This window comes from Streptomyces sp. NBC_01294 (assembly GCF_035917235.1).
Lineage (GTDB): Bacteria > Actinomycetota > Actinomycetes > Streptomycetales > Streptomycetaceae > Streptomyces > Streptomyces caledonius.
Genome location: NZ_CP108423.1, coordinates 7297239 through 7322716 on the forward strand (window position 1 = coordinate 7297239; position 25478 = coordinate 7322716).

Here is a 25478-nt window from a genome sequence, read left to right on the forward strand (position 1 = left end):
GCTCTCCCTGCCGCACCAGGCATGCCGCATGCCGCCGCACCGAACGGAGTGTCCGATGTCGACCGCCCAGCACGCCGCCCTGAGTTTCCGCAGCGCCGTGGAGGCGGACGTACCGGAACTGGTGGCGCTCGTCGAGTCCGCCTACCGCGGAGAGGTCAGCCGGGCCGGCTGGACCACCGAGGCCGACGTCCTGGACGGGCAGCGCACGGACCCCGAGGGGGTCCGCGCGGTCATCGACGGCCCGGACGGCGTCCTGCTCGTCGTCGAGCGCGCGGGCGAACTCGTCGCCTGCTGCCAGCTCGAACACCGGGGGAACCACGCCTACTTCGGCATGTTCGCGGTCCGGCCCGGACTCCAGGGCGCCGGCCTCGGCAAGGAGATCCTGGCCGAGGCCGAGCGCAGGGCCCGCGAGACGTGGGCCGCCCGGGAGATGAGGATGACGGTGGTGAACGTACGGGAGGAGCTCATCGCCTACTACGTGCGCCGCGGATACCGGCGCACCGGCGAACTGAGCCCCTTCCCCTACGGCGACGAGCGCTTCGGCGTCCCGCTCCGCGACGACCTGGCCTTCGAGCTGCTCGTCAAGACGCTCTGAGGCCGCGGACCCGTCAGGCGGTGAAGCGGCCGGTGCTGCGGACCTCCGGGTAGTCCGTGGTCGCGCCGTCCAGCCCGAGCGCCCGCGCGAGCCGCAACTGGTCCAGGGTGTCGACCGCGCGGCCGGTCACCCGCAGGCCCGCCGCGTGCGCCGCCTCCACGGTCTCCAGGGTGAGCAGGCGGATGTCCACGGCGAGGGTTCCCGCACCGGCGGCCAGGGCCCGGTCCACGACGCCCTCGGCGTCGTCGGCGAGGGGCGACGCGTACAGGACGGTCCGCACGCCCGGCACCAGCCGGGCCGCCTCGGCGAGCACCGCCTCGTGGGCGGAGGCCACCTCCACCCGGGCGGTCAGGTCGCGGCGCAGGATCAGCTCCGCGAGCACCGTGGCGGCGGCCCGGTCGGCGACGGCCGCCTGGAGCGGCGACCGGACGGCGTCCAGGACCTCCTCGAAGACCGGCACGCGCTCGCCCTGACCGGCGTCCAGTTCGCGCAGTTCGGCCAGGGTCAGATCGGCGACGGCCCCCGAACCGTCGGTGGTCCGGTCCACCTCGGGGTCGTGCACGGCGACGAGGACGCCGTCCTTGCTCAGCCGGAGGTCCAGGGCGATGGCGTCCATGCCGGAACGTTCCGCTCGAAGATACGACCGCAGGGTGTTCTCCGGTTCGACACCCATGACCCCGCGGTGACCGATGGTGAGGAAAGTCAAGGTTCTCTCGCTTCCGTCGACGGCGGCTCCCCGCGCGGTCGCGGTGTCCCGACCGGCCGCGCGCGATGAGGACGCATGCTAGTGCGCCGGGGGTGCGAAGGGACCGTCCGTGCAGCGCCCTGGCGGGGCGCTCCGGCCGCTTCACGCCGGGGTTGTGCGCCCCGCGGCGGCCGGTGCCGGGCCTGCCGCATCACCCGGGCGTGGGCGAGTCCCCGTCGGCTTGACGGGGCCCGCTCCCGCGCTCCGATCCCGGGTCGGACTCGGCGGCCGGTGCGACCGGCGGGGCCCCTTCGAGCCCCTCCAGATCGCCGAGCAGGGCTTCTCCCAGCTCCAGTTCGGCCAGGTGCTGCCGCTCGCTCCAGCGCAGCGCGAGCGCCGGGAAGGCCCATTCCGGTACGCCGCCCGCGTGCTCCATGGCCTCCCGTACGGCGGCCAGTTCGCCCCGGGTGCGCTCCAGGTGCTCGCCGACCATCGCGCGCAGCCGCTCGGGCTCGGCCAGGTGGCCGAGCCAGATCCGCAGCAGCAGGCCGTGCTTGAGCACCGGGGGCCCGGCCTCCGCGGTGTCGGCGGCCCAGCCGGAGAGGGCCTCGCGGCCCGCGCCGGTGATGGCGTAGCGCCGCTTGGCCCGCGCCTCCTCGGGGCCCGAGCGCGCGGAGGCCGCGTATCCGAGTTCCTCCAGGCGGCGCAGCTCGGCGTAGATCTGGCTGATGGCCGGCGACCAGTAGAAGAAGCGCAGCGAGGAGTCCGCCCACTTCTTCAGCTCGTAGCCGGTCCGCTCGCCGGGGAAGGAGAGCAGGCCGAGAACGGCCCACGCGGTCGGCGGAAGCTCTTGCTTCTTCGTCTCATGACTACTAGTCATATTACGAATTGAAGTAAGACCGGGCACGCGACGCAACCCTGGAGGCACCGTGAAATTCTCCGTGATCTTCGAGGCTCAGCTGGCCGATCCGACCGCCGAGCGGGAACACCAGGTCATCCGCGACTGCGTCGAGCAGGCCGTGCTGGCCGAACGCATGGGCTTCGACCGGATCTGGGCGGTCGAGCACCACTCCCTCAAGTGGTACGCACACATGAGCGCCCCGGAGATCTTTCTGACCTGGGTCGCCGCCAAGACCAGCACCATACGCATCGGCCACGGCGTCGTGTGCATGCCCTTCAACTTCAACCACCCGGTCCGGGTCGCCGAGCGGGCCGCCATGCTCGACCTGCTGTCGGGAGGACGGCTCGACCTCGGCGCCGGGCGCGGCGGCACCGAGCAGGAGACCTCGCTGTGCGGGGTGGACCGGGAGCGCACCACGGCGGAGGTCGAGGAGGCTCTGCGGATCATCGGCCGGGCTTGGCAGGAGGAGGAACTGGAGTACCACGGCGAGCTCATCGACATCGATCCGCACCCGATCCTGCCGCGGCCGCGGCAGACCCCGCATCCGCCGCTGTTCCTGGCGTGCAGCCGGGGCGAGACCCTGGTCCAGGCGGCCGAGCTGGGGATCGGGGCGCTGGTGATGGGCTTCGCCGGGCCCGAGTCGATCGCGCGGATGCGCTCCGTCTACGACACGGCGGTCGCCGGGCGGGACGGAAGCCGGTTCGTCTCCAGCGTGGTCAACGACCACTTCTCTGTCCTGTGCCCGACCATCGTGCTCGACGACCGGGAGGAGGCGCGCCGGATCGGCACCCGCGGGCAGCGCTTCTTCGCCCAGTCCATCGGCCACTGGTACGGCGGGGCCGGCGTCCCGGACGAGGCCGTGGTCGCGGGCGCCGACGAGGACGCGGAGATGCGCAGGGCCGCCGAGCAGGTGGTGGCCCGGCTGCACGAGCTGGACATCCCGGTCCGGCCCACCTCGACGGCCACCTTCAACGCCGACCACGCCTACGGGACCGCCGACGACGCCATCGCCTACGTGGAGCGACTCAGGGACGCGGGGGCGGACGAGATCATGTGCCTGATCCAGATGGGCACCGTGGAGCAGGAGGCCTGCCTGGAAACCCTGCGGCAGTGGGGCGAAAAGGTCATTCCGTACTTCCGCGCGTTGTGATGTCCGCCTCCGTCGCTCGCGCCGCCCCCGCCCGCGGTGACCGGGCGGGCGGACGGCCGCGGGCGGGGGAGGCCTTGGCGCGACTGGGCGGAGCCATCCGTTCCACCCTGGCCAACGGGAAGACTTCCGGTGAAGCGGGGGGTGCCGCAGGATAATTTCCTGAGATGCCTCTTGAGCGGAAGAGCCTCACACCCATACGCTGTGTTGACGTGAGGTTCTCCTGTGGAGGAAGTGACATGACGGAAACTCTTGTGCCGGGTACCGGCGGGGCCGTGATAACCGCCGAGGCACGGGTGGTCGACCACCCTGCGTGGCCCGAGCTCAAGGCCGCCGTGGAGGAGATCCGGCCCTGGCAGTCCAAGGACGGCTCCATCGACTTCGAGGCCGAGGGGGCCCCGGCCCGGCACACCGCCGAGGCCGCCGTCGGGCGCGTGATCCGCGCCGTCGAGACGCTCTCCCCGCTGCTCCCGCACGCCACCGATTACCACCAGGCCCTCGTCGGCGACCTGCGCAAGTGGGCCGCCGGCGACTTCCAGGTGCCGGACTTCCTCGACTCGCTGCTGGCCTTCCGCCCGGCCGCCGAGCGCGCCGACGGCCTCCAGCACCTCGTCGTCTTCCCGATGTACACGCAGAACGGCAACCCGGACCGCAACTTCGAGGCCGTCGCGCTCAAGATGGTGTGGCCCGAGTGGCTCGCCGAGCTGGAGCGCACCCGGTACGACAACCCGCTCTTCCTCGGCATCACCTTCGAGGACTTCACCGCGGGCTACGACACCCACTCCGCGGTGCTGTTCCCGGAGACCATCGCCGTGCGCGAGGCCCCCGAGCGCTTCACCTGGGGCGGCATCTTCTGTGACCGCGAGGCCGCGCGCTTCCGCAAGGTCACCACGGCAGCCGTCGACATCCTCGGGCTGGAGCTGCCCGCCGACATCGCCGCCATGGTCACCGACCAGGAGCGCTGCGAGAAGGCCTTCGTCCTGTGGGACATGGTCCACGACCGCACCCACAGCCACGGCGACCTGCCGTTCGACCCCTTCATGATCAAGCAGCGCCAGCCGTTCTGGATGTACGGCCTGGAGGAGCTGCGCTGCGACCTCACCGCCTTCAAGGAGGCCGTGAAGCTGGAGTCCGAGGGCAACGAGCACGGCCGTGACGTGCAGTACGCCGTCCTCTTCGACCGGATGTTCCGCTTCCCGGTCTCCGGCGACCGCAACCGCAACTACGACGGACTCGGCGGCCAGCTGCTCTTCGCGTACCTCCACAAGCACGACGTCGTGCGCTGGACGGACAACAAGCTGAAGATCGACTGGATGCGCGCCCCGCAGGTCACCAACCAGCTGTGCGCCGAGATCGAGGACCTCTACCGGGCCGGCATCGACCGCCCGAAGCTGGTCCACTGGTTCAAGGCCTACGAGCTCGTCTCGGCCTACCTCGCCCCGCACCCGGGTTCCAAGTGGGCGAAGGGTCCCGACGCCCTCGACATGACGCAGCCGCCGCGCAAGCTCGTGGACGACGTGCTTCCGGACGAGTTTCCGCTCAGCATGTTCTTTGAGGCGCTCGCCAAGAAGCTCAAGGGAGTGATCGCCTCCACGAAGGGCATCACCGCCCTGAATGCAGAACAGGCCGAGCGAGTCGCCGCGTGAGCGCTCGCCCACAGGAGGCTGCACAGATGAACGGCTCCGGGAACGGCAACGGAAAGCTGCACGGAGCGGTGGTGGCGGTGGCCGGGGCCGGCGGGCCCGCCGGCCGCGCCACCCTGCTCCGCCTCGCCGAGGCGGGTGCCGTGGTCATCGCGTCCGACGCCGATCCGGCGCGGCTCGCAGAGGCCGTGGACGCGGCACGCTACGCCCACGGCGGCGCCACCATCACCGGTGACACCGTGGACCTGCTCGACCTGGCCGCCACCAAGGCCTGGGCCGAGCAGACCGAGAAGGAGTTCGGCCGGATCGACGGGCTGGTCCACCTCGTCGGCGGCTGGCGCGGCAGCAAGACCTTCACCGACGTCGACCTCGCGGACTGGGACTTCCTGGAGAAGCTCCTCATCCGCACGGTCCAGCACACCTCCCTCGCTTTCCACGACGGACTGCTGCGCAGCGACCGCGGGCGCTACGTCCTGGTCAGCCAGTCCGGCGCGCACAAGCCGGTCGCCAACAACGCCGCGTACAACGCGGGCAAGGCGGCCGCCGAGGCCTGGACCCTGGCCATGGCCGACTCCTTCCGCAAGGTGGGGGGTGACGAGGGCCCGGGGGCGGCAGCTGCGATCCTGGTCATCAAGGCACTGGTGCACGACGCGATGCGCGCCGAGCGTCCCAATGCGAAGTTCGCGGGCTTCACCGACGTGACGGAGCTGGCCGAGGCCATCGCCGGCGTCTGGGAGCGGCCCGCCATCGATGTGAACGGACAGCGTCTGTGGCTCACTCCGCAACCGTGAGAACCGATGCCGGGAAGACCGATGCCCGGCGCCACCACGATCCGGCGGTGCGCGGTTTCGCGAGCGACAACTATGCGGGCGTGCACCCGGAGATCCTGGCTGCCGTCGCGCTCGCCAACGGCGGCCACCAGGTCGCCTACGGCGAGGACGAGTACACCGAGCACCTGCAGAAGATCATCCGCAGCCACTTCGGACCGTACGCGGAGGCCTTCCCGGTCTTCAACGGCACCGGCGCGAACGTCACCGCCCTCCAGGCGATGACGGACCGCTGGGGTGCGGTGATCTGCGCCAAGAGCGCCCACATCAACGTGGACGAGGGCGGCGCTCCGGAGCGGATGGCGGGCCTCAAGCTGCTCAGCGTCCCGACCCCGGACGGCAAGCTCACCCCCGAGCTGATCGACCAGGAGGCCTGGGGCTTCGAGGACGAGCACCGGGCGATGCCGCAGGTCGTGTCGATCACCCAGAACACCGAGCTGGGCACGGTCTACACCCCGGACGAGATCCGGGCGATCTGCGAGCACGCCCACGGGCTCGGCATGAAGGTCCACCTCGACGGCGCCCGGATAGCCAACGCCGCGGCCTCGCTCGACGTGCCGATGCGCGCCTTCACCAATGCGGTCGGCGTGGACGTGCTGTCGTACGGCGGCACCAAGAACGGCATGATGTTCGGCGAGGCCGTGGTCGTGCTCAACCCGGACGCGGTCCGGCAGATGAAGCACATCCGCAAGATGTCGATGCAGCTCGCGTCCAAGATGCGCTTCGTGTCGGTGCAGCTGGAGGCGCTGCTCGCCAAGGACCTGTGGCTGCGCAACGCCCGGCACTCCAACGCGATGGCGCAGCGGCTCGCCGCGGGAGTGCGCGAGACGGACGGCGTGGAGATCCTTTACCCGGTGCAGGCGAACGCGGTGTTCGCGCGGCTGCCGCACGCGGTGTCGCGCCGGCTGCAGGAGCGCTACCGCTTCTACTTCTGGGACGAGGCCGCGGGTGACGTCCGCTGGATGTGCGGTTTCGACACCCAGGAAGAGGATGTGGACGGCTTCCTCCAGGCACTGAAGGAAGAGCTGTCGCGCTAGACCCCATAGCTGCATAGATATGCCCTCGACTGTAAATCTATTGATTCACGGTCGGGGGCATGCCTATGCTCCGGGCCATGCAGCTGATCCAGCAGAACCCTGACATCCACGCCTATTTGACTTCGGATACAGCCATCGACCACTGGCATCCCCTGGTGCAGGACACCGCGGACGCCCTCTGGTCCACCACCGGTGACGCATATTCATACGCCAAGGTCGCCTTCGAGTTCGTCCGCGACACCATCCCGCACTCGGCCGATTTCGGGGACGAGCGGGTCGCCTGGCGCGCCTCGGACGTCCTGAGCACGCGCAACGGAATCTGCTACGCCAAGTCCCACGCCCTCGTCGCCCTGTTGCGGGCCCAAGGTGTCCCGGCCGGCCTCTGCTACCAGCGGCTGGCCGATGACGACGGCACGAACCACCTCGTCCACGGCCTGATCGCCCTGCGGCTGCCCGGCAGCGACCGGTGGGCGCGCCTGGACCCGCGCGGCAACAAACCCGGCGTGGACGCCCGGTTCGACCTCGACCGCGAGCAACTGGCCTTCCCCGTAAGGCCGGAACTCGGCGAGATCGACCACCCCGAGCTGTACGCCGCCCCGCACCCGGCCGCGCTCAGGGCCCTCCAGGAGTCCGCCGACCGGCCGGAGCTGTGGCGGCGGCTGCCGACGGAGCTGTGACCGCACCCGCGGCCGCCCGGGGCCCGCGCGGCGCCACCAGGACGTGCAGCAGCGCGGCCGCGAGCAGCAGCGCGGCGATCCCGGTCAGCAGCGCCGCCGCAGGGGCGTCGGCCGCGAGCCCCACCACGGCCGCCCCGACCGACGCGGCCGTCAGCTTCAACCCCGCACCCAGGGTGAACACCTGCGTCCGGGCCCCGTCCGGTGCGTACTCCGAGCGGATCCGCAGCGTGGCCGTGAGCAGCGGCCCGTCGCACACCCCCGCCACCGCGAACAGCACCGCCGTCACGGCGACGGAAGGCGCGAAGGAGGGCGCGAGGGCGGCCGCGGCGAGGGCCGCGCCGGTCCCGGCCAGCGCCCACCGGGCCAGCCGGCCGGGCGCCACGGACGTGATCCGGCCCAGCGTCAGCGAGCCGGCCAGCGCCCCCACCGCGAAGGCCGTCATCAGCACGCCCCCGGCGCCCGGACTGCCGAGTTCCGCGGCCAGCAGGACCGAGGTGGTGGTGAGCGAGCCGATGCCGACGAAGGCCAGGGTCGTGGCCGAGGTGACGGCCCGCAGTTCGCGGACCCGCCACAGCGCGTGGAGGCCCGCGGCCATCCCGGCCCGGGGCGCGCCGGCGGCCCGGCCCGCGCCCGGGTCCTCGTACGGGAGGGTCGCCGCCAGCGCCGCTGCCAGGGTGCCCGAGGCCGCCAGGACGGCCATCGCGGGCCCGGCCGAGCCGAGCGCCGCGACCAGGCCGACCGCCGCCGGTGCGGTGACCGCCGCTGCGTTGTAGGTGGCGGCGTCCCAGCCGTATGCGCGGTCGCGCCCGGGGCCCGCCGCAACCAGGCCCGTGACCAGGCTGGACAGTCCGCCCGTCACCATCGGCCCGCAAGTGCCGCCGAGCACCGCCACCGCGAGCACCAGCGGCGTCGGGGCCCGGCCGAGCAGTACGGTCAGCGCCGCCACGGCCGCCGTGAACCCGGCCAGGGCGCCGACGTGGAACAGCCGCGGCCGACGGGTCCGGGCCGCGGCTGCGCCCGCGAGGGGGGCCGCCAGGACGTGCGGGGCCAGCCAGGCCGTCAGGACGAACGCCCCGTGCGCCGCGCTCCCGGTGCGCTCCAGGGCGAGCAGCACGACGGCCATGCCCATCCCCTCCGAGGCGATCCGCGCGGCCAGCGCCGCCGCCAGGTACCGCCCGAACCCGCCCATGCGACCCCTCCCCGGTACTATGTAACGCGATAACCGCACAAGACGTTACGTCATGCGTGTGTACAGGGAAAGGATCCGGGCATGGTGGACTCCCGGGAGGGCTTCTCGGCGGCCCGGCGGCTGATCGACCTCGCCGAGGCGGTCCGCGTGAACCCCGAACTGCCGCGCGCCGACCTCGCGGAGCTGCTCGCCGGGCACGGGGAGCGCCCCGCCGGCCTCACCGAGGAGGCGTTCCCCGAGGCGGGCGCCGCCGAGTTGCGCGCCGCGGCCCGGCGGATGGCGGCGGTGCTCGGCGAGCGCGACGAGGACCGCGCCGCCGAAGCCCTCAATTCGCTGTTCGAGGAGTACGGCACCCGGCCCCGGCTCACCCGCCACGACGGCCACCCGTGGCACCTGCACGCCGACCGGGGCGAAGGGGGCGGCTGGGGCGACTGGTTCCTCGCCTCGGGCGCCCTCGCGCTCGCCCAGCTGCTCACCGAGTACGGGCGGATCGCCTGGGGAGCCTGCGCCGCCGAGGGCTGCGGGCGGTTCTTCCTCGCCACCGGGCCGGGCAGCGTGCGCCGTCACTGCTCCACCAGCTGCGCCACGCGCGCCCGCGTCGCGGCCCACCGGCGCCGCAGGCGTGCGGAAGCCGAGGGCTGAGCCGCTCGGGCGGTGTCGTGCCGGGGTGGGGATGTGGCCAATAGGAAAGTTTCCTGTCGGACAACGTTGTCAGATTGACATGGGCATGAGTAGATTCGGCTGCGGAATCCCCCCACGGAGACCCCCGGACCACCGGACCCCCCACCTCCGACCGGAAGGCGCTCGATGCGTTACGGAGTTCCCGCCGGGCTGGCCGCCCTCGCCCTCGGGCTGGTCGCGGCCCTCGCCCCCACCCCTGCCGCAGTCGCAGAACCCCCCCGAACCGCAGCCGCCCCCGCACCGTTCGCCCACCCCGGAGTCCTCAGCAGCCGCGCCCAACTGGACTTCGTACGCACGCAGGTACAGGCCGGCCGGCAGCCGTGGAAGGCGGCCTACGATCAGATGCTGGCCGGCAGGTACGCCTCGCTGTCGCGTACGCCCAAGCCGCGCGAGGTCGTCGAGTGCGGCTCGTACTCGAACCCGAACATCGGCTGTACCGATGAGCGCGAGGACGCCATCGCCGCCTACAGCCACGCGCTCGCCTGGTACATGACCCGGGACGCCCGGTACGCGAAGAAGTCGATCGAGCTGATGGACGCCTGGTCCGCGAAGATCAAGGACCACACCAACAGCAACGCGCCGCTGCAGAGCGGCTGGGCGGGCTCGACCTGGCCGCGCGCCGCCGAGATCATCAAGCACACCTACACCGGCGGCTGGCCGAACCAGGGGCGCTTCGCGACCATGCTGCGCGACGTCTACCTGCCCGAGGTGATCAACGGGCGGCCGAACAGCAACGGCAACTGGGAACTGATCATGATGGACGCGGCCGTCGGGATCTCGGTCCACCTCGACGACCGCGCGAGCTACGACAAGGCGATGGCCATCTACCTCGGCCGCGTCCCCGCCTACTTCTACCTGGCCTCCGACGGCGCGCAGCCCGCGTATCCGCCGCGCTCGTCCATCGACACCCGCGGCGAGCTGATCGACTACTGGCACGGCCAGAGCACCTTCGTGGACGGCCTCGCGCAGGAGACCTGCCGCGACTTCGGCCACACCGGCATGGGCATCGCCGCGACCATGCACGTCGCCGAGACCTCGCGGATCCAGGGCCGTGACCTCTACCCGCAGTTCAAGGACCGGTTCCGGCACGCGCTGGGCTTCCACGCCACGTACGAACTCGGCGCGCCCGTGCCCTCCTGGCTGTGCGGCGGCAACCTGACCAAGGGCATCGGCCCGGCCACCGAGGTCGGCTACAACGCCCTGCACACCCGGCTCGGCATCACCATGGACAACACCCGCAGGCTCACCGAGGGCCGGCGCCCGGCGGGCACCGAGAACCACTTCGAGGCATGGGAGACCCTGACCCACGCCGAGAACCCCAACTGAGCCGGTTCCACCGCGGATCGGTGACGGCCTCCAGGACCCGGCGGGGTCCTGGAGGCCGTCACCGATCGCCGTCGCGTGTACAAGGCGTGTGGCGGTCAGCCCGCGTCGCGGACCTCGGCCGCCGTCGGCGCGGTGCCGCCCAGGTGGGCCGGCAGCCACCACGAGTCGGTGGCGTCCTTGGGCTTGTCCGGGTAGGCGCGCTGGGCGGCGTCCAGCAGCTCCTGCACGCGGTCGCGCACGCGGCGCGTGATGGCGCCGGCGTACTGGTCGGTGGGAGCGTCCATCGGCTCGCCCACCCGCATCGTCACGGGGATGTGGCTGCGCTTGAGGTTCTTCGGGCGGCCCTTGGTCCACAGCCGCTGGGTGCCCCACAGCGCCACCGGGATCAGCGGGACCCCGGCCTCCTGCGCCATGCGCGCCGCACCCGACTTGAAGCTCTTCAGGGTGAAGGACTGGGAGATGGTCGCTTCCGGGAAGACGCCGATGATCTCGCCGGCCCGCAGGGAGTCCAGGGCGTGCTGGTAGGCGGCCTCACCCTGCTTGCGGTCCACGGGGATGTGCTTCATCGCGCGCATCAGCGGCCCGGACACCTTGTGCCGGAACACCGACTCCTTCGCCATGAAGCGCACCAGGCGCTTCTGGGGCCGCGCCGTCAGGCCGGCGAAGATGAAGTCGAGGTATCCGATGTGGTTCGACACGAGGACCGCACCGCCCTTGCGGGGGATGTTCTCGGTGCCCTTCATGTCGATGCGGATGTCGAGCGCGCGGAAGAGTCCGTGCGCGGCGCCGATCACGGGAGGGTAGACGAGCTCAGCCATGGTGGGGAGACCCCGCTTTCTGCCTGGGGAGGTTCTCCCGGCCGGAAGTTACGGAAGCGTAGGTACGCGACCATGGGGATCGTGCCCCATACGAGGGCTGCTGGCCAGTCCAGAGGCCCGTGGCAGGGGAGATTCTCGTCACGCCGGGAATGTCACGGGCCCTGCGGGTGCTTCGGTGCACGGACGAGCGTACGAGGATGACGTACGTACACGAAGGCGGCGACGGGAGCGCGGGTGCTCGGGCGGGACGAGGGGCGGGACGAGGGGCGGGACGACCGGCCGGAGGACGGGCCGGACGGTGCTCGGCCACGCCTGGGCGCCGCCGAACTGGGCGCGGAGCCGGGGGAGCGGGCCAGCCTGGTGCAGTTCTCCAGCGCGTTCTGCCAGCCCTGCCGGGCCACCCGGCGGATCCTTGCCGAGGTCGCGGCGATGGTCGAGGGGGTCGCGCACATCGAGATCGACGCCGAGGACCGGCTCGACCTGGTGCGTGCCCTCGGGATCGAGAAGACCCCGACCGTGCTCGTCCTGGACTCGGCGGGCCGGATCGTGCGGCGGGCGGCCGGGATGCCGCGCAAGGTGGATGTGATCGCCGCTCTGGGGGCCGCCGTATGACGAGCGGTACGAGCGGAATGTGCAGTAGGAGCGGCATGAGTGGCGTGGACGGTACGGGAGCGGCGCGGCCGGCGACCGGACCCGTCCAGGGGCGCCGGACGCGCCGGTGCGTGCGCCCGCACGCAGCGTGACGCGCCTGACATCTGCCCGATCTCGCTTGACTGGGTCCACGGGAGATCGCCAGGCTGGCGGTATGCGGTATGAACTCCTGCTCTACGGACGGGCCCACGTGGACCTGGTCCGCCACGCGAGCGCGCGCTGTCGGGATCACTGAACGCCCCGCCCCCTGATCCCCGACTGTGCCCGCGTGTCCCGCGGCAGAAGGCAGAACCCTGATGAGTGCTCCGACGGTCCCCACGGTCCCGACGGCTGCTTCCCCCCGTTCCGGCGTCTTCGCCGGCCACCCCGGCTCGCCCGACCTCCTGCGTTCCGTCTTCCGGCAGCACGCCGCCGGAGTCGCCGTGATCACCGCTCAGGACGGCGGCCGGCCGGTGGGCTTCACCGCGACCTCGCTCAACTCCGTCTCCGCCGACCCTCCGCTGCTGTCCTTCACGATCGGCACCCGGGCCTCCACCTGGCCCGCGGTGCGCGACAGCGAGTACCTCGGCGTCCACATACTCGGCGAGCACCAACGGGACCTGGCCGGCCTGTTCGCCCGGAGCGGAGCCGACCGGTTCGGCCCGGCGACCGGCTGGGACGTCGGCCCGCACGGCGTCCCCGTGCTGGACGGCGTACTGGCGTGGCTGGTCTGCCGGGTGGTGGCACGCGTGCCCGCCGGCGAACATCGTGTGATCATCGCGGAGGCGGTCGCCGGGGATCCGGCCGGGGAAGGCCGTCCCCTGCTCTATCACCAGGGGCGCTTCAACGCACTGCGCGACTGAATCGTCCCTGCTTGGGTGGGTCGCGGGGCGTTGGGCAGATCACAGTTCACCGACCTTGCGACTTGGCGGGACCCACGGTGTACTGACGAGTAACATTCCCTTCGGAGCGCGGGCCGCCCCGACCGGGATCCGCCCGACAAGGCGCCTATGCTGCCTGCATAAGGCGGTACCAGAAAAGACGATGCGGTAGGAGAGCCGGCGTGAGCCTGAGGATCGTTGTCTGTGTGAAGTACGTGCCCGACGCCACGGGCGACCGGCAGTTCACCGAGGACTTGACCGTCAACCGTGACGACGTCGACGGCCTGCTGTCGGAGCTCGACGAGTACGCCGTCGAGCAGGCGCTGCAGATCGCCGAAGAGGCCGACGATGCCGAGATCACCGTTCTGACGGTGGGCCCCGAGGACGCCAAGGACGCGCTGCGCAAGGCGCTGTCGATGGGCGCCGACAAGGCCATCCACGTCGAGGACGACGACCTGCACGGCTCCGACGTCATGGGCACCTCGCTGGTGCTCGCCAAGGCGATCGAGAAGGCCGGCTACGACCTGGTCATCACGGGTATGGCGTCGACCGACGGCACCATGGGCGTGCTGCCGGCGATCCTGGCCGAGCGCCTGGGCGTCCCGCAGGTCACCCTGCTCTCCGAGGTCAAGGTCGAGGACGGCACCGTGACCGGCCGCCGTGACGGCGACACCGCGAGCGAGCAGCTGGAGGCCTCCCTCCCCGCGCTCGTCTCGGTGACGGACCAGTCGGGCGAGGCCCGCTACCCGTCCTTCAAGGGCATCATGGCCGCCAAGAAGAAGCCGGTGGAGTCCTGGGACCTGGAGGAGCTGGAGATCGAGGCCGACGAGGTCGGTCTGGAAGGCTCCTGGACCGCGGTCGACACCGCGGCGCAGCGCCCGGCCCGCACGGCCGGCACGATCGTCAAGGACGAGGGCGAGGGCGGCAAGCAGCTGGCCGAGTTCCTGGCCGGCCAGAAGTTCATCTAAGAACTTCCGCCGCCCTTCCATAGCCCCCAGACACTTCGCAATAGCAGGAGAGCAGTCCCATGGCTGAAGTTCTCGTCTACGTCGACCACGTGGACGGCGCCGTCCGCAAGCCCACCCTCGAGCTGCTGACGCTGGCCCGCCGCATCGGCGAGCCCGTCGCCGTCGCCCTGGGTGCCGGCGCCGACGCCACCGCCGCGGTGCTCGCCGAGCACGGCGCGGTCAAGGTCCTCACCGCCGACGCCCCCGAGTTCACCGAGTACCTCGTGGTACCGAAGGTGGACGCGCTCCAGGCCGCGTACGACGCCGTCTCCCCGGCCGCCGTGCTCGTCCCGTCCTCCGCCGAGGGCAAGGAGATCGCCGCGCGCCTGGCCGTCCGCATCGGCTCCGGCATCATCACCGACGCCATCGACCTGGAGGCGGGTGACGAGGGTCCGGTCGCGACGCAGTCCGCCTTCGCCGCGTCGTTCACCACCAAGTCCCGCGTCTCCAAGGGCACCCCCGTCATCACCGTGAAGCCGAACTCGGCCCCGGTCGAGGCCGCTCCGGCCGTCGGCACCGTCGAGGCGCTCGCCGTCACCTTCGGCGCCCTGGCCACCGGCACCAAGGTCACCGGCCGCACCCCGCGCGAGTCGACCGGCCGCCCCGAGCTGACCGAGGCCGCGATCGTGGTCTCCGGCGGCCGTGGTGTCAACGGTGCCGAGAACTTCCACATCATCGAGGACCTCGCGGACTCCCTCGGTGCGGCCGTCGGCGCCTCGCGTGCCGCGGTCGACGCCGGCTGGTACCCGCACTCGAACCAGGTCGGTCAGACCGGCAAGTCGGTCTCCCCGCAGCTGTACATCGCCTCCGGCATCTCGGGCGCGATCCAGCACCGGGCCGGCATGCAGACCTCGAAGACCATCGTCGCCATCAACAAGGACGCCGAGGCCCCGATCTTCGACCTCGTCGACTACGGCGTGGTCGGCGACCTCTTCGCGGTCGTCCCGCAGCTGACCGAGGAGATCAAGGCGCGCAAGGGCTGACCTGCGCTTCTCTCCGTAGCTTCGCTTCTCAGGGGCCGTGTGGTGATTGTCACCGCGCGGCCCCGAGTCGTTTGTCCAGGACGGCGGAGGGACCATTGACGGAGCGGAACCCCGTGGCTAAATTCTGCTATGCGGATCTAAGCTTCCGTGAAGCGGAAAAGAGGAGAGTGCACGATGGGTCAGCAGGAGAAGGTGGCGACGAGCCTCGCAGGCGCGGTCAGCGAGGGCATCAGCGCCTCCCTCGCGCCGGTGGACGCGGAACTCGCGCGCCACTACCCGGGCGACCCAGGCACCCGGCAGCCCATCCACACGGTCTACGTACCCGGTGACGTCTTCGCCGCGGACACCATCCGCTCCTGGGGCGACCAGGCCCTCGCCGCCCTCGACGAGCACGCCCCGGACGCCGCCACCTTCGCCAAGGTACTGGGCATCTCCGACGAGCTGGCCGTACCGGTCTACGACCGCGTCCGCGCCAAGCTGCAGCGCGAGCCCATCGAGGACCTCCGCGTCGACTTCGAGGACGGCTTCGGCGTCCGCTCCGACGAGGAGGAGGACCAGGCCGCGGCCCGCGCCGCCCGCCTTGTCTCGGAGGCCTTCTCCAACGGCACCAACGCCCCGTACATGGGCATCCGCATGAAGTGCATGGAGTCCAACGTCCGCGACCGCGGCATCCGCACCACCGACATCTTCCTCTCCGGCCTGCTGGAGCACGGCGGCCTGCCCGACGGCCTCGTCCTCACCCTGCCCAAGGTCACCTACGCCGAGCAGGTCAGCGCCTTCGTCAAGCTGCTGGAGGCCTTCGAGACGGCCCGCGGCCTGCGCCCGGGACGGATCGGCTTCGAGATCCAGATCGAGACCAGCCAGTCCATCCTGGCCTCCGACGGCACCGCCACCGTCGCCCGGATGATCGAGGCCTCCAAGGGCCGCGCCACCGGCCTGCACTACGGCACCTTCGACTACAGCGCCTGCGTCGGCGTCTCCGCCGCCTACCAGGCCAGCGACCACCCGGCTGCCGACCACGCGAAAGCGATCATGCAGGTCGCGGCCGCCGGCACCGGCGTACGCGTCTCCGACGGCTCCACCAACGTGCTGCCGATCGGCACCACCGAGAAGGTCCACGAGGGCTGGAAGCTCCACTACGGCCTGACCCGCCGCGCCCTGGCCCGCGCCTACTACCAGGGCTGGGACATGCACCCGGCGCACCTGCCGACCCGCTACGCGGCCGTCTTCACCTTCTACCGCGAGGGCCTCGAAGCCGCCGCCGCGCGCCTGAAGGCGTACGTAGCCAAGATCGAGGGCGACGTCATGGACGAGCCCGCCACCGCCAAGGCCCTGGCCGGCTACCTGGTCCGCGGCCTCGACTGCGGCGCGGTGGGCGCCGAGGAGGTCGCCGCCCTGACCGGCCTGACCCGCGCCGAGCTGGACGCCTTTGCGATCCCGCGCCGCTCGGCGACGCTGACGGCGACCGCCTGACCCCCTTCCGCGGGGCCCGGCCGGGAGTCCTCGGCCGGGCCCCGCGGCATGTCACGGAGCGCCGATCAGCCACAGCCTCAGGGTGGCGTCCGCGCAGCCGCCCGCCAGCAGGGTGCCGTCGGGGGAGAAGGCCACCGAGGCGATCCGCCCCGTCACCTCGGCCAGCCGCCGCCGGGTGGCCAGGTCCCACACCGTCAGGGCGCCGTCGCCGTCCACCACGGCCAGCAGCCGGCCGTCGGGCGACAGCGCGAGGTCCTCGACGTCCCGGCGCCGGTGGCCGAGCGGCTCCGCCAACGGATCACCGGACCTCGGATCGCACAGGCCGACCGGTCCGCCGTCGGCGCCGACCACGGCCAGCACCCGGCCGTCCGCACTGAACGCGAAACACCGGACCGCCCTCCACCTGCTCGCGGGCCGACCCCGTTCGGTGTCCCAGACGAGCAGCTCCTTGCCGAGGAGCGCCAGCAGCCGTCCGTCCGGCGAGAACCGTACGCCGGTCCCCGCCTCGGGATCACCGGCGTCCAGGGGCCCGCCGCGGGGCGCGAAGCCACGGCTGTCGTGGACGGTCACCTGCCCGCGGCGGTCGGTCACCGCCACGAGCCGGCCGTCCGCGGAGTAGGACATGTGGTCGACCAGCGACTGCCGGACGGTTCCCGCGGGGCCGCCGGTCGGCGGGGCCAGCCCGTGCGAGGCCCAGACGACCGGATCCCGGTCCTCGGGGAAGTCCACCCCCCAGAGCGGCATGCGGGACGGAACGTCCAGGGCGCGGGCGGGCCCCTGCTCGGCCGGGTCCCAGACGGCGAGCCCGGCAGGGCCCGCGAGGGCGAGGATCCGCCGTCCGTCGGGCGAGAAGCGCACGTCGTCCAGCGGAAGACCGGTCCCCGCACGGGACGGCAGGGCGAGCACGCGGTGCTCGCGCAGGGCCGCCGCCAGGGCGGCCGCGCCCGGCGAGACGGGGCGCTCGGGGACGGGGCGCCGCCGGTGCAGCAGGACGGTCTTGTCGTCGCCCGCGGTCGCGAGCAGCACGCCGTCCGGGGAGAAGGCGACGGCGTTGACGGCAAGGTGGTGTCCGGCCAGGGGCTGTCCCACCGGGCGACCGGTGGCCGTGTCCCACAACCGGACGGTCCGGTCCCCGCTCGCCGTCGCGAGCAGCGCGCCGTCCGGAGAGAAGGCCACCGCGTTCACCGCGTTGTCGTGCCCGGCCAGTGGCGGACCGGCCGGCCGCCCGGTGGCGGTGTCCCAGAGCCGGGCCGTGGTGTCGTGGCTGCCGGTGGCCAGCAGGCGGCCGTCGGGGGAGTACGCGAGCGCTTCGACGTTGTCGGAGTGACCGGTCAGGGCCGCCCCGACGGGACGGCCGGTGGCCGTGTCCCACTGCCGGACGTCGTCGGAACCGTTGGCGACCACCAGCAGGCGGCCGTCCGCAGAGAAGGCGAGTGCGTCCGCCCGCCTGCTGTAGTGGGCGTGGGCGGGACCCCGCTGCGTGTCGGTGTCGAGGTCCACGACCCGGCAGCCGCCTTCCTCCACGGCCGTGCCGAGCAGGTGCCCGTCGGCGGCGAAGCCCAGGCCTCCGGTCAGGCGGCGGTACCCGCCGGGAAGCAGGACGGGCGCGAGTGTGCGGGTGTCCCACAGGTGCGCGCCACCGTCGTCGCTGAGGGCGGCCACACCGTCCCCGCGCGGGGAGAAGCCCACCTGGAGCACGGCCGCGCTCTCCCCGCCGCTCAGCAGTACGCCGTCGGACCGGCCGTCGGCGGTGCTCCACAGCCGTACCGCTCCGTCGTTGCCGGCGGACGCCAGCGTGCGGCCGTCGGGAGAGAAGGCGAGCCGCCACACCAGGCGCGTGTGGCCGACGAGCCGGTGGGTGATCGTGAACTCCGCGTCGCCGGTCGCCGAGGGGTCCGGCGCCGGTACCCGTGCGGTGACCGGGGGCGGTGGCGTTGGTGCGGCGGTTGCCGGGGCGGCCGGGGGCGGCAGGGTCTCGCGCCGTGACGTGCCGGGGTCCCGGGCCGCCAGTGCGCGCCAGCGGCGGCGCCAGGGCTCCAGCTCGGGGGAGTTGTGGGGTGGGATGGGTCGCTCCCGTCCGAACTCGTCGTAGGAGTGCAGGATCCGTACGAGCCCCATGAGCCGGTCCAGACCCGGCAGCCGCTCCCCGCGGAACGCGTCGCTCTGGGTGGACACCGGAAGCCGGATGCCCGTCGGGGACTTGGCCGCCCGCGCGGCCAGATCGCGGTAGGACCGGTTGCCGCGGTCGAGTCGCAGCTTGCGCAAGTCCGCCGCGAACGCCGCGAGTTCTTCGCTGAATGCAGGCACGCTGTTCATCACCGCACAGGTTACTGACCTTGAAGTTGTCTTGTCGTAGGTGCTGACGGTTGGTGATCGTCGCGGTATGCCGGGTGTATGAGGTATCCGCAGGGTGGGGGTCTGACCGCGGAGAGGCAAGCGTTCCGTGAGCGGGTCCGGATGGAAGCGGTCGCGATGTTCGCCGATGGGCGGGGCAGTACGGAGGTCGCGAAGGAGTTACGGGTCAGCGTGCGATCGGTTCAGCGGTGGCGTCGTGCTTGGCTCGAGGCCGGCCAGAGCGGGGTCCGTTCTCAAGGCCCGGCGTCCCGGCCGAAGCTGAGTGACGCGTTGTTCGCCGTGCTCGAGGAGGAGCTGGCGAAGGGTCCGGTCGCGCATGGCTGGTCTGATCAGAGATGGACGCTGGCCAGAATCAAGACGTTGATCGGCTGGCGGTTCCACAAGTCCATGACGCTTTCGGGTATCTCGCAGATGCTGCGGAGGCACGGCTGGAGCCATCAGGTTCCGGCTCGTCGGGCCGTCGAGCGTGACGAGCCGGCGGTGGCCGGCTGGGTGAAGGACGTGTGGTCGCACGTGGAACCACCGCGGCGGCGCTCGGGGCCTGGATCGTCTTCGAAGACGAAGCCGGATTCTCGATGACGCCGCCGACCTCCCGCACCTGGGCCCGACGCGGAACCACACCGGTCATCCGGGTCCGTGGACGATCCCAGCGTCGCTTCTCCATCGCAGCCCTGTGCTGCTACAAACCCGGCGAACGCTCCCGCCTCGTCTACCGGCCCAAACGGCATACCGATCACAAGAGCGGAGGCCGCAAGAGCTTTGCCTGGACCGAGTACCGCGACCTTCTCATCGCCGCCCACCAGCAGCTCGGCGGACCGATCGTCCTCGTATGGGACAACCTCAACGTCCACAAAGACCGCCGCATGCGGGCCTTCATCGAGGAGCACGACTGGATCACCGCCTACCATCTGCCGCCCTACGCACCCGACCTCAACCCTGTCGAAGGCATATGGTCCATCCTCCGCAGGACCAGCCAGGCGAACACCGTCTTCACCGACCCCGACCACCTCATGCGCCGGCTACGACACGGCCTACGCCAGATCCAATACCGCAGCGACATCATCGACGGATGTCTCACCGGCACCGGACTCACCCTGACGACACCACGACTACAAGGTCAGTAGATGCGGGAACGCCGCGCCGCCGGACGATCCCGAACGGGGTGGAACGCCGCCGGTGCCCGGCGCGGTCCGGTGGCGTCCGGGAGCGATCCGGGTTCGTCCGGCGGATGCCCCGCACCACCCCGGCCGGCGCTGCAATCAGGGCATGACCACACGTCCGGGCGGCGATCCGCCCTTCCTGACCCTGCACACGGCCGTCGTCCTGCTGCTCGCCCTGTTCGCCGGTCTCGTCGTCGGCGGACTGAGCCTCTTCGGCGGGGTGCGGCCCGCGCTCGCCCTGCTCGCCGGCCTGACCGCCGCAGGCGCGGTCGTACCCGCGGCGCGCGGGCTGATCCGGTGAGGGTGAGGCGGCGGGGAGGGTTCCGAGGAGGGGCAGGCGGCGGGGCGGGTTGATCGGGTGAGGGTCAGGCGGCGGGCGGGAGTTCGCCCGAGCCGCGGGCGATCAGATGGGTCGGGAGTTCGATGCGCGACGTGGGGAGCGCCGCTCCCGCCAGGCGCTGGAAGAGGCGGTCCGTGGCCACCCGGCCCAGTGTCGCCGGGTCCTGGGCAACCACCGTGACGCCGGGGCGGAGCAGGTCGGCCAGTTCGAAGTCGTCGAAGCCGACCAGGGCCACCGGCCGCTCCAGGCCGGCGAGGACCCGAACCACCGTGACCGTCACGCGGTTGTTGCCCGCGAAGACGGCGGTCACCGCCTCCGGTCCCTCCAGCATCGCCCTCGTCGCCGCCGCGACCCGGTCGGGTTCCGTCGAGCCGAGGGATACCCAGGATCCGGCCACCGGAAGGCCCGCGTCCGCCATGGCCGCGCGGTAGCCGCGCAGGCGCTCCGTCGCCGTGTGGATGCGGGGGTGGTCGCCGAGGAAACCGATCCGGCGGTGGCCGCCCGCGATCAGGTGGGCGACGCCGTTCAGGGCGCCGCCGAAGTTGTCCGACAGCACCACGTCCGCGTCGATCCGCCCGGCCGGGCGGTCCACGAACACCGTGGCCACGCCGGCCCGGATCTCCGGCTCCAGGTAGCGGTGGTCGTCCCCGGCCGGGATCACGATCAGGCCGTCCACCCGGCGGGCGCACAGCGCGAGCGCCAACTCCCGTTCCCGGTCCGGGTCCTCGGCGCTGGAGCCGTTGATGAGCAGCGCCCCGTGCGCGCGGGCCACCTCCTCCACCGCCCGGTTCAGCGGACCGTAGAAGGGGTCGGCGAGATCCTCCAGGACCAGGCCCACGGTGGCGGTCCGGCCCTTGCGCAGGACGCGCGCGCTGTCGTTGCGGCGGAAGCCCAGGGCGTCGATCGCCTCCTGCACCCGCTTCTCGGTCTCGAGGGAGACGCCGGGCTCGCCGTTGACCACCCGCGACACCGTCTTCAGGCCGACGCCCGCCTGGGACGCCACGTCCTTCATGGTCGGCCGGTTTCCGTAGCGGGGCTCGGACGGGCGGCGGTTGTGGGGCACGGTGGTGAATCCTCCGGAGCTCTCGGGCAGGGCTGTGACCTTGAGGATAAGCACTCGGCCGAGAGTGAGGTTTCCGTGGCAGGGTGGTACGGGCAAGGCACTGGGGGCTCCGGACGAGCCATGGGGAGAGGGGTAGACGTGATTGTCTGGATCAACGGCACCTTCAGCGCCGGAAAGACCAGCACGGCCCGCGAACTGGCCGGAATCCTGCCGGACAGCACCCTGTTCGACCCGGAGTTCATCGGCGACGCGCTGCGGGTGCTGCTGCCGCCCAAACGGCTCGCGGAGGTCACCGACTACCAGGACCTGCCGAGTTGGCGGCGTCTGGTCGTGGACACCGCGGCGGCGCTGCTCGCCGAACTGGGCGGCGTGCTCGTCGTACCGATGACGCTGCTGCGCCAGGAGTACCGGGACGAGATCTTCGGCGGGCTGGCGGCGCGGCGGATACCGGTGCGCCACGTGCTGCTCGCTCCTGCGGAAACGATCCTTCGGGAGTGGATCGCCACGCGGCAGGAGCCGGGGGAGCCCGCGGAGGTGGACCTCCGGGTGCGCCAGTGGGCGTACGACCACATCCCGGTCTACCAGCAGGCCCTCGGCTGGCTCACGGGCGACGCACACGTCATCGACAACGGGAACCTGACCCCGCGGGAGACGGCGGAGCGGATCGCCGAAGCCGTCCGCTCGGAGACGGCCCGGGTCTGCGACATCGTGCAGACCCCGGAGCCCACGCGGGAGACGGTGGCGGCCGGCGTACTGCTCTTCGACGAACAGGACCGGGTGCTGCTGGTGGATCCGACGTACAAGGCGGGCTGGGAGTTCCCGGGCGGGGTCGTCGAGGCGGGCGAGGCGCCGGCGTGCGCGGGCGTACGGGAGGTCGCGGAGGAACTGGGCCTCGTACTGGACCGGGCGCCCGGCCTGCTGGTGGTCGACTGGGAGCCCCCGCAGCCGCCCGGGTACGGGGGGCTGCGCCTGCTCTTCGACGGGGGCCGCCTGTCGGAGGAGGCGGCGGCCCGGCTCCGGCTGCCGGGCCCGGAACTGCGGGCCTGGCGCTTCGTCACGGAGGCCGAGGCCGCCGGTCTCCTCCCGCAGCACCGTCACGAACGCCTGCGCGGGGCCCTGCGCGCCCGCGAACGCGGCCGCCCGCTGTACCTGGAGGCGGGCGCCCCGGTCGGCTGAGCCGGGCCGGAGCGGCGCCCGCGTGTGGACGCGTGCGTGGGCGCTTGCGCGTGGACGCCCGCGAGGACACGTGCGCGGGCGTTCGCGCGTGGATGACCCCGTGGGCGCCTGGGCGGGCGTTCGTGCGTGGGTGCCTGCGTGGGCGCTCGCTTGTGGATGCCTACGCGCGCTTGTGTGCGGGCGCCCGCGGGTGACCCCGGCCTTTTGTTCGAGGGGTGAGTCGAAGGGTCGCGACAGCGAGGGCCCCGCGGCAGGCGCCCGGGCACTGCTTCCACCCCCGGCGGATCCGGAGCGACGGACCGGCCGTCAGGAAGGCGTCTCGGCCGCGGCCTTGGTCAGCGCGGCCGCCGTGCCCACCGTCAGGGGATCGCCGTGGCCGAAACAGGCGATCGAAGGGGCGAGCGCCGCCAGGCGGTGGAAGGAGTCGATCGCCCGGCCGCGGTCCACGTTGAAGACGCCCAGCATCAGCGGACCGACGGAGGCGACGCAGTCGCCCGCGAACAGCACGCCGTGGCCGGGGAGGTGGACCCCGATGCTGCCGTCCGTGTGGCCCGGGGCGTGCACCACGTACGCCCCGTCCCCGAAGCCCAGCGCGTCCCCGTCCTCCAGCTCCCGGTCGACGCGGGTGGGCGGAGCCTCGGGGACGGTCAGGCCGTGCGCGTACAGCGGTATCTCCCAGTCCAGCAGCACCGGTTCGGGAACGGGCCGCTCGCCCCGGATCACCGGCGCGTCCAGCCGGTGCGCCAGCACCTGCGCACCCCAGCGCGCGGCGAGCTCACCCGCCGCGCCGACGTGGTCGCGGTGGCAGTGCGTGAGGACGATCCGCTCCAGCCGTTCGGGCAGCAGCCCGAGGGAACGCATCGCCTCCTCGATCTCGGCGGCGGACCCGACGTTGCCGGCGTCGATCATTGTGAGGGCCTCGCCGTCCTGCCAGAGGTAGGCCTGGCCGATGGGGAAGCGGAGCATGTGGAGCCGGTCCGGAAGCACTTCTACAAGATCCATACGGCGAACGTACGCACGGCCCACCGGCCCGCGCACGCGACTTCGCCGGGAGCGCAGTACGCCCAGGGCGCAGTGCGCCCTGGGCGTACACACACGCGCGGATCGAGGCGGTGGCGGTCGCGGCCGCCACGGGGGGCTCGCCCTCCGGCCGAGCCCCGGACCCGCGTCAGCCGCGCCGGGACTCCGCGTAGTTGACGAGGAAGAGGGCCTCCGCCACCGACAGGCGCTCCAGCTCCTCGGGCGACACGCTCTCGTTGACCGCGTGGATCTGCGCCTCGGGCTCGCTCAGCCCGATCAGGAGCATCTCCGCGTCCGGGTAGAGGGACGTCAGCGTGTTGCACAGCGGGATCGAGCCGCCCATGCCGCTGATCTGCATCTCCTGGCCGGGGTACGCGGCCTCCAGCGCCGCCCGCATCGACGCGTACGCGGGGCTGTCGGTGTCCGCCTGGAACGGCTGGCCCTGGCCGACCACCTCGAGTTCGAGGCGCGCCTTCCACGGGGTGTGCGCCTCCAGGTGGGCCTGCAGCAGCTTGATGGCCTCGGCGGTGTCCACGCCCGGCGGCACCCGCAGGCTGATCAGAGCGCCGGCGCTCGCGTGCACCGACGGCGTCGCGCCGACCACCGGCGGGCAGTCGATGCCGAGGACCGTCACGGCAGGCCGGGCCCACAGCCGGTCCGCGATCGTGCCGTCGCCGATCAGCTCGACCCCGTCCAGGACCTTCGCGTCGGCGCGGAAGTCCGCATCCGAGTACTGCAGGCCGTCCCACACCGCGTCCGAGGCGAGCCCGTCCACGGTCGTCGAACCGTCCGCGGCGCGCAGCGAGTCGAGCACCCGGATCAGCGCGGCCAGCGCGTCGGGGGCAGCCCCGCCGAACATGCCGGAGTGCAGGTTGCCGCCCAGCGTGTCGATCTTCACCTTGATCAGGCACATGCCGCGGAGCGTGGCCGTCACCGTCGGCAGGCCGAGGCGGAAGTTGCCCGCGTCGCCGATGACGATGGTGTCGGCGGTCAGCAGCTCCGGGTGCGCCTCGGCGTACTGCTGCAGGCCGCCGGTGCCCTGCTCCTCGGACCCCTCGACGATCACCTTCACGCTCACCGGCACACCGCCGTTGGCCTTGAGGGCGCGCAGCGCCAGCAGGTGCATGATGAACCCGCCCTTGCAGTCGGCCGCGCCGCGCCCGTACCAGCGGCCGTGGCGCTCGGTCAGCTCGAAGGCGGGGGAGATCCAGGCGGCGTCGTCCAGGGGCGGCTGGACGTCGTAGTGCGCGTAGAGCAGTACGGTCGGCGCGCCCTCGGGGCCGGGCAGGAAGCCGTAGACGGACTGGGTGCCGTCGGGGGTGTCGAGCAGCGCCACGTCCTGGAAGCCCTCGACGCGCAGGGCGTCGGCCACCCAGTTCGCGGCGGCCTGGCTCTCGCTCTGCGGGAACTGAGCCCAGTCCGCCACCGACTGGAAGGCCACCAACTCGGTCAGCTCCTGCTTGGCGCGGGGCATCAGCGAGGCGACGGTCTCGGCGATCGGATTCTGGGGCATGGGCACGCTCCTTTTGGGTGCGACGTTGTTCTCCGTGTACGCCGCCCGCATCCGCGGGGTATGCGTATGCCGGGTACGGCGAAAGACAGTCCCGATCCTCGCACAGCAGGGTGAGGCGGCGTCTCGCCGTAGGATTTCACCGGCATCGGAGCAACCGGGTGATCAGGAGCAGCAACACATCGTGAGCAGCGACGACGACGTACGCGACGCAGGTGCAGACGCAGGTGCAAGTGCAGACGCAGGCGTGGGCGCAGACGGAGACGCAGGCGTGGGCGCAGAGGCGGGCGTCGGCATGGGCAGGGGCGCGGAGCGGGCCGCGCGGGGCGGGGGCGACGAGGCGGCCGGTGAGAC

24 protein-coding genes are annotated in these 25478 nt (G+C 72.2%); 16 read left to right on the forward strand and 8 right to left on the reverse strand.

Going from position 1 to position 25478, the window contains the following annotated elements:
* The first annotated feature begins 55 nt into the window (after positions 1–55).
* Entirely contained in the window at positions 56–595 is a 540-nt protein-coding gene (locus OG534_RS33020) for a GNAT family N-acetyltransferase (protein ID WP_326592976.1), read from the forward strand.
* 13 nt (positions 596–608) lie between these two features.
* Here OG534_RS33020 and OG534_RS33025 read toward each other — a convergent pair whose 3' ends face one another.
* Positions 609–1268, reverse strand: a complete 660-nt coding sequence (locus OG534_RS33025) for a glycerophosphodiester phosphodiesterase (RefSeq protein WP_326592977.1) — start codon at positions 1266–1268, stop codon at positions 609–611.
* Positions 1269–1491: 223 nt separating this feature from the next.
* Complete coding sequence (locus OG534_RS33030) at positions 1492–2160, reverse strand: PadR family transcriptional regulator (RefSeq protein WP_326592979.1); 669 nt, start codon at positions 2158–2160, stop codon at positions 1492–1494.
* A gap of 49 nt (positions 2161–2209) precedes the next feature.
* On the opposite strand from OG534_RS33030, the gene OG534_RS33035 reads away from it, so the two are divergent.
* The 5 genes from OG534_RS33035 to OG534_RS33055 all read left to right on the forward strand — a co-directional run bounded on the left by OG534_RS33035 (position 2210) and on the right by OG534_RS33055 (position 7512).
* A complete protein-coding gene (locus tag OG534_RS33035) occupies positions 2210–3331 on the forward strand; it encodes an LLM class flavin-dependent oxidoreductase (protein WP_326592981.1) in 1122 nt (373 codons plus the stop codon).
* Positions 3332–3567: 236 nt separating this feature from the next.
* A complete protein-coding gene (locus tag OG534_RS33040) occupies positions 3568–4974 on the forward strand; it encodes a DUF6421 family protein (protein ID WP_326592983.1) in 1407 nt (468 codons plus the stop codon).
* Positions 4975–5000: 26 nt separating this feature from the next.
* Complete coding sequence (locus tag OG534_RS33045; protein ID WP_326592984.1) at positions 5001–5762, forward strand: SDR family oxidoreductase; 762 nt, start codon at positions 5001–5003, stop codon at positions 5760–5762.
* A complete protein-coding gene (locus tag OG534_RS33050; RefSeq protein ID WP_442807183.1) occupies positions 5741–6835 on the forward strand; it encodes a threonine aldolase family protein in 1095 nt (364 codons plus the stop codon). Before OG534_RS33045 ends, OG534_RS33050 begins: the two co-directional genes overlap by 22 nt.
* Positions 6836–6912: 77 nt before the next feature.
* Positions 6913–7512 (forward strand): transglutaminase-like domain-containing protein, encoded by a 600-nt coding sequence (locus OG534_RS33055; protein WP_326592987.1) that lies wholly within the window; start codon positions 6913–6915, stop codon positions 7510–7512.
* Here the strand turns inward: OG534_RS33055 and OG534_RS33060 are convergent.
* Positions 7448–8701: an MFS transporter gene (locus OG534_RS33060; protein ID WP_326592989.1), complete on the reverse strand. Its 1254-nt coding sequence runs from the start codon at positions 8699–8701 to the stop codon at positions 7448–7450. The two genes, OG534_RS33055 and OG534_RS33060, sit on opposite strands and share 65 nt — an antisense overlap.
* Positions 8702–8782: 81 nt before the next feature.
* Between OG534_RS33060 and OG534_RS33065 the strand changes: the two genes are divergently transcribed.
* Positions 8783–9343 (forward strand): CGNR zinc finger domain-containing protein, encoded by a 561-nt coding sequence (locus OG534_RS33065; protein WP_326592990.1) that lies wholly within the window; start codon positions 8783–8785, stop codon positions 9341–9343.
* Between the two features lie 165 nt (positions 9344–9508).
* On the forward strand, positions 9509–10708 hold the full coding sequence (locus OG534_RS33070; protein ID WP_326592992.1) for an alginate lyase family protein: 1200 nt from the start codon (positions 9509–9511) through the stop codon (positions 10706–10708).
* Positions 10709–10803: 95 nt separating this feature from the next.
* Here the strand turns inward: OG534_RS33070 and OG534_RS33075 are convergent, their stop codons facing one another.
* On the reverse strand, positions 10804–11526 hold the full coding sequence (locus tag OG534_RS33075; RefSeq protein WP_326592994.1) for a lysophospholipid acyltransferase family protein: 723 nt from the start codon (positions 11524–11526) through the stop codon (positions 10804–10806).
* A gap of 234 nt (positions 11527–11760) precedes the next feature.
* Here OG534_RS33075 and OG534_RS33080 point away from each other — a divergent pair, with 234 nt between their 5' ends.
* From OG534_RS33080 to OG534_RS33100, 5 genes are all read left to right on the forward strand, one after another.
* Positions 11761–12138, forward strand: a complete 378-nt coding sequence (locus tag OG534_RS33080) for a TlpA family protein disulfide reductase (protein ID WP_442807184.1) — start codon at positions 11761–11763, stop codon at positions 12136–12138.
* Between the two features lie 335 nt (positions 12139–12473).
* The gene (locus tag OG534_RS33085) at positions 12474–13019 is read left to right on the forward strand and encodes a flavin reductase family protein (protein WP_326592995.1); all 546 of its coding nucleotides are present in this window, start codon (positions 12474–12476) and stop codon (positions 13017–13019) included.
* 200 nt (positions 13020–13219) lie between these two features.
* Positions 13220–14005 (forward strand): electron transfer flavoprotein subunit beta/FixA family protein, encoded by a 786-nt coding sequence (locus tag OG534_RS33090; protein WP_326592997.1) that lies wholly within the window; start codon positions 13220–13222, stop codon positions 14003–14005.
* 59 nt (positions 14006–14064) lie between these two features.
* Positions 14065–15027 carry an electron transfer flavoprotein subunit alpha/FixB family protein gene (locus OG534_RS33095; RefSeq protein WP_326592998.1) on the forward strand — a complete coding sequence of 321 codons (963 nt, stop codon included), beginning with the start codon at positions 14065–14067 and terminating at the stop codon, positions 15025–15027.
* 174 nt (positions 15028–15201) lie between these two features.
* Positions 15202–16500, forward strand: a complete 1299-nt coding sequence (locus tag OG534_RS33100; protein WP_326592999.1) for a DUF6986 family protein — start codon at positions 15202–15204, stop codon at positions 16498–16500.
* A 51-nt stretch (positions 16501–16551) separates the two neighbouring features.
* On the opposite strand, the gene OG534_RS33105 is transcribed toward OG534_RS33100, so the two are convergent.
* Positions 16552–18816: a WD40 repeat domain-containing protein gene (locus OG534_RS33105; protein WP_326593001.1), complete on the reverse strand. Its 2265-nt coding sequence runs from the start codon at positions 18814–18816 to the stop codon at positions 16552–16554.
* Positions 18817–18894: 78 nt separating this feature from the next.
* On the opposite strand from OG534_RS33105, the gene OG534_RS38780 reads away from it, so the two are divergent.
* Together OG534_RS38780 and OG534_RS33120 are read left to right on the forward strand one after the other, a co-directional pair.
* Positions 18895–19979, forward strand: a protein-coding gene (locus OG534_RS38780) for an IS630 family transposase (protein WP_442807010.1) whose coding sequence is annotated in 2 segments (ribosomal slippage) — positions 18895–19420 and positions 19420–19979 — 1086 coding nt in all. Because the reading frame shifts where the segments join, the coding sequence is not laid out codon by codon here.
* A gap of 142 nt (positions 19980–20121) precedes the next feature.
* Positions 20122–20316, forward strand: coding sequence for a hypothetical protein (locus OG534_RS33120; RefSeq protein ID WP_326593003.1), 195 nt, complete (start codon positions 20122–20124; stop codon positions 20314–20316).
* Positions 20317–20380: 64 nt separating this feature from the next.
* Here OG534_RS33120 and OG534_RS33125 read toward each other — a convergent pair whose 3' ends face one another.
* Entirely contained in the window at positions 20381–21367 is a 987-nt protein-coding gene (locus OG534_RS33125) for a LacI family DNA-binding transcriptional regulator (RefSeq protein ID WP_326593988.1), read from the reverse strand.
* A 189-nt stretch (positions 21368–21556) separates the two neighbouring features.
* Between OG534_RS33125 and OG534_RS33130 the strand changes: the two genes are divergently transcribed.
* Positions 21557–22594 (forward strand): NUDIX hydrolase, encoded by a 1038-nt coding sequence (locus tag OG534_RS33130; RefSeq protein ID WP_326593004.1) that lies wholly within the window; start codon positions 21557–21559, stop codon positions 22592–22594.
* A gap of 306 nt (positions 22595–22900) precedes the next feature.
* On the opposite strand, the gene OG534_RS33135 is transcribed toward OG534_RS33130, so the two are convergent.
* Together OG534_RS33135 and OG534_RS33140 are read right to left on the reverse strand one after the other, a co-directional pair.
* On the reverse strand, positions 22901–23596 hold the full coding sequence (locus OG534_RS33135) for an MBL fold metallo-hydrolase (protein WP_326593005.1): 696 nt from the start codon (positions 23594–23596) through the stop codon (positions 22901–22903).
* A gap of 166 nt (positions 23597–23762) precedes the next feature.
* Positions 23763–25127: a dipeptidase gene (locus tag OG534_RS33140; protein ID WP_326593007.1), complete on the reverse strand. Its 1365-nt coding sequence runs from the start codon at positions 25125–25127 to the stop codon at positions 23763–23765.
* Positions 25128–25478 lie beyond the last annotated feature (351 nt).

Excerpts from the sequence above, each read along its gene's own strand:
- OG534_RS33100 (WP_326592999.1), top strand. The coding sequence starts at position 15,202 with ATGGGTCAGCAGGAGAAGGTGGCGACGAGCCTCGCAGGCGCGGTCAGC.
- OG534_RS33120 (WP_326593003.1), top strand. The coding sequence starts at position 20,122 with ATGACCACACGTCCGGGCGGCGATCCGCCCTTCCTGACCCTGCACACG.
- OG534_RS33055 (WP_326592987.1), top strand. The coding sequence starts at position 6,913 with ATGCAGCTGATCCAGCAGAACCCTGACATCCACGCCTATTTGACTTCG.
- OG534_RS33125 (WP_326593988.1), bottom strand. The coding sequence starts at position 21,367 with ATGAAGGACGTGGCGTCCCAGGCGGGCGTCGGCCTGAAGACGGTGTCG.
- OG534_RS33085 (WP_326592995.1), top strand. The coding sequence starts at position 12,474 with ATGAGTGCTCCGACGGTCCCCACGGTCCCGACGGCTGCTTCCCCCCGT.
- OG534_RS33060 (WP_326592989.1), bottom strand. The coding sequence starts at position 8,701 with ATGGGCGGGTTCGGGCGGTACCTGGCGGCGGCGCTGGCCGCGCGGATC.
- OG534_RS33075 (WP_326592994.1), bottom strand. The coding sequence starts at position 11,526 with ATGGCTGAGCTCGTCTACCCTCCCGTGATCGGCGCCGCGCACGGACTC.
- OG534_RS33025 (WP_326592977.1), bottom strand. The coding sequence starts at position 1,268 with ATGGGTGTCGAACCGGAGAACACCCTGCGGTCGTATCTTCGAGCGGAA.
- OG534_RS33140 (WP_326593007.1), bottom strand. The coding sequence starts at position 25,127 with ATGCCCCAGAATCCGATCGCCGAGACCGTCGCCTCGCTGATGCCCCGC.
- OG534_RS33030 (WP_326592979.1), bottom strand. The coding sequence starts at position 2,160 with ATGACTAGTAGTCATGAGACGAAGAAGCAAGAGCTTCCGCCGACCGCG.
- OG534_RS33070 (WP_326592992.1), top strand. The coding sequence starts at position 9,509 with ATGCGTTACGGAGTTCCCGCCGGGCTGGCCGCCCTCGCCCTCGGGCTG.
- OG534_RS33065 (WP_326592990.1), top strand. The coding sequence starts at position 8,783 with ATGGTGGACTCCCGGGAGGGCTTCTCGGCGGCCCGGCGGCTGATCGAC.
- OG534_RS33045 (WP_326592984.1), top strand. The coding sequence starts at position 5,001 with ATGAACGGCTCCGGGAACGGCAACGGAAAGCTGCACGGAGCGGTGGTG.
- OG534_RS33040 (WP_326592983.1), top strand. The coding sequence starts at position 3,568 with ATGACGGAAACTCTTGTGCCGGGTACCGGCGGGGCCGTGATAACCGCC.
- OG534_RS33095 (WP_326592998.1), top strand. The coding sequence starts at position 14,065 with ATGGCTGAAGTTCTCGTCTACGTCGACCACGTGGACGGCGCCGTCCGC.
- OG534_RS33020 (WP_326592976.1), top strand. The coding sequence starts at position 56 with ATGTCGACCGCCCAGCACGCCGCCCTGAGTTTCCGCAGCGCCGTGGAG.
- OG534_RS33135 (WP_326593005.1), bottom strand. The coding sequence starts at position 23,596 with ATGGATCTTGTAGAAGTGCTTCCGGACCGGCTCCACATGCTCCGCTTC.
- OG534_RS33105 (WP_326593001.1), bottom strand. The coding sequence starts at position 18,816 with ATGAACAGCGTGCCTGCATTCAGCGAAGAACTCGCGGCGTTCGCGGCG.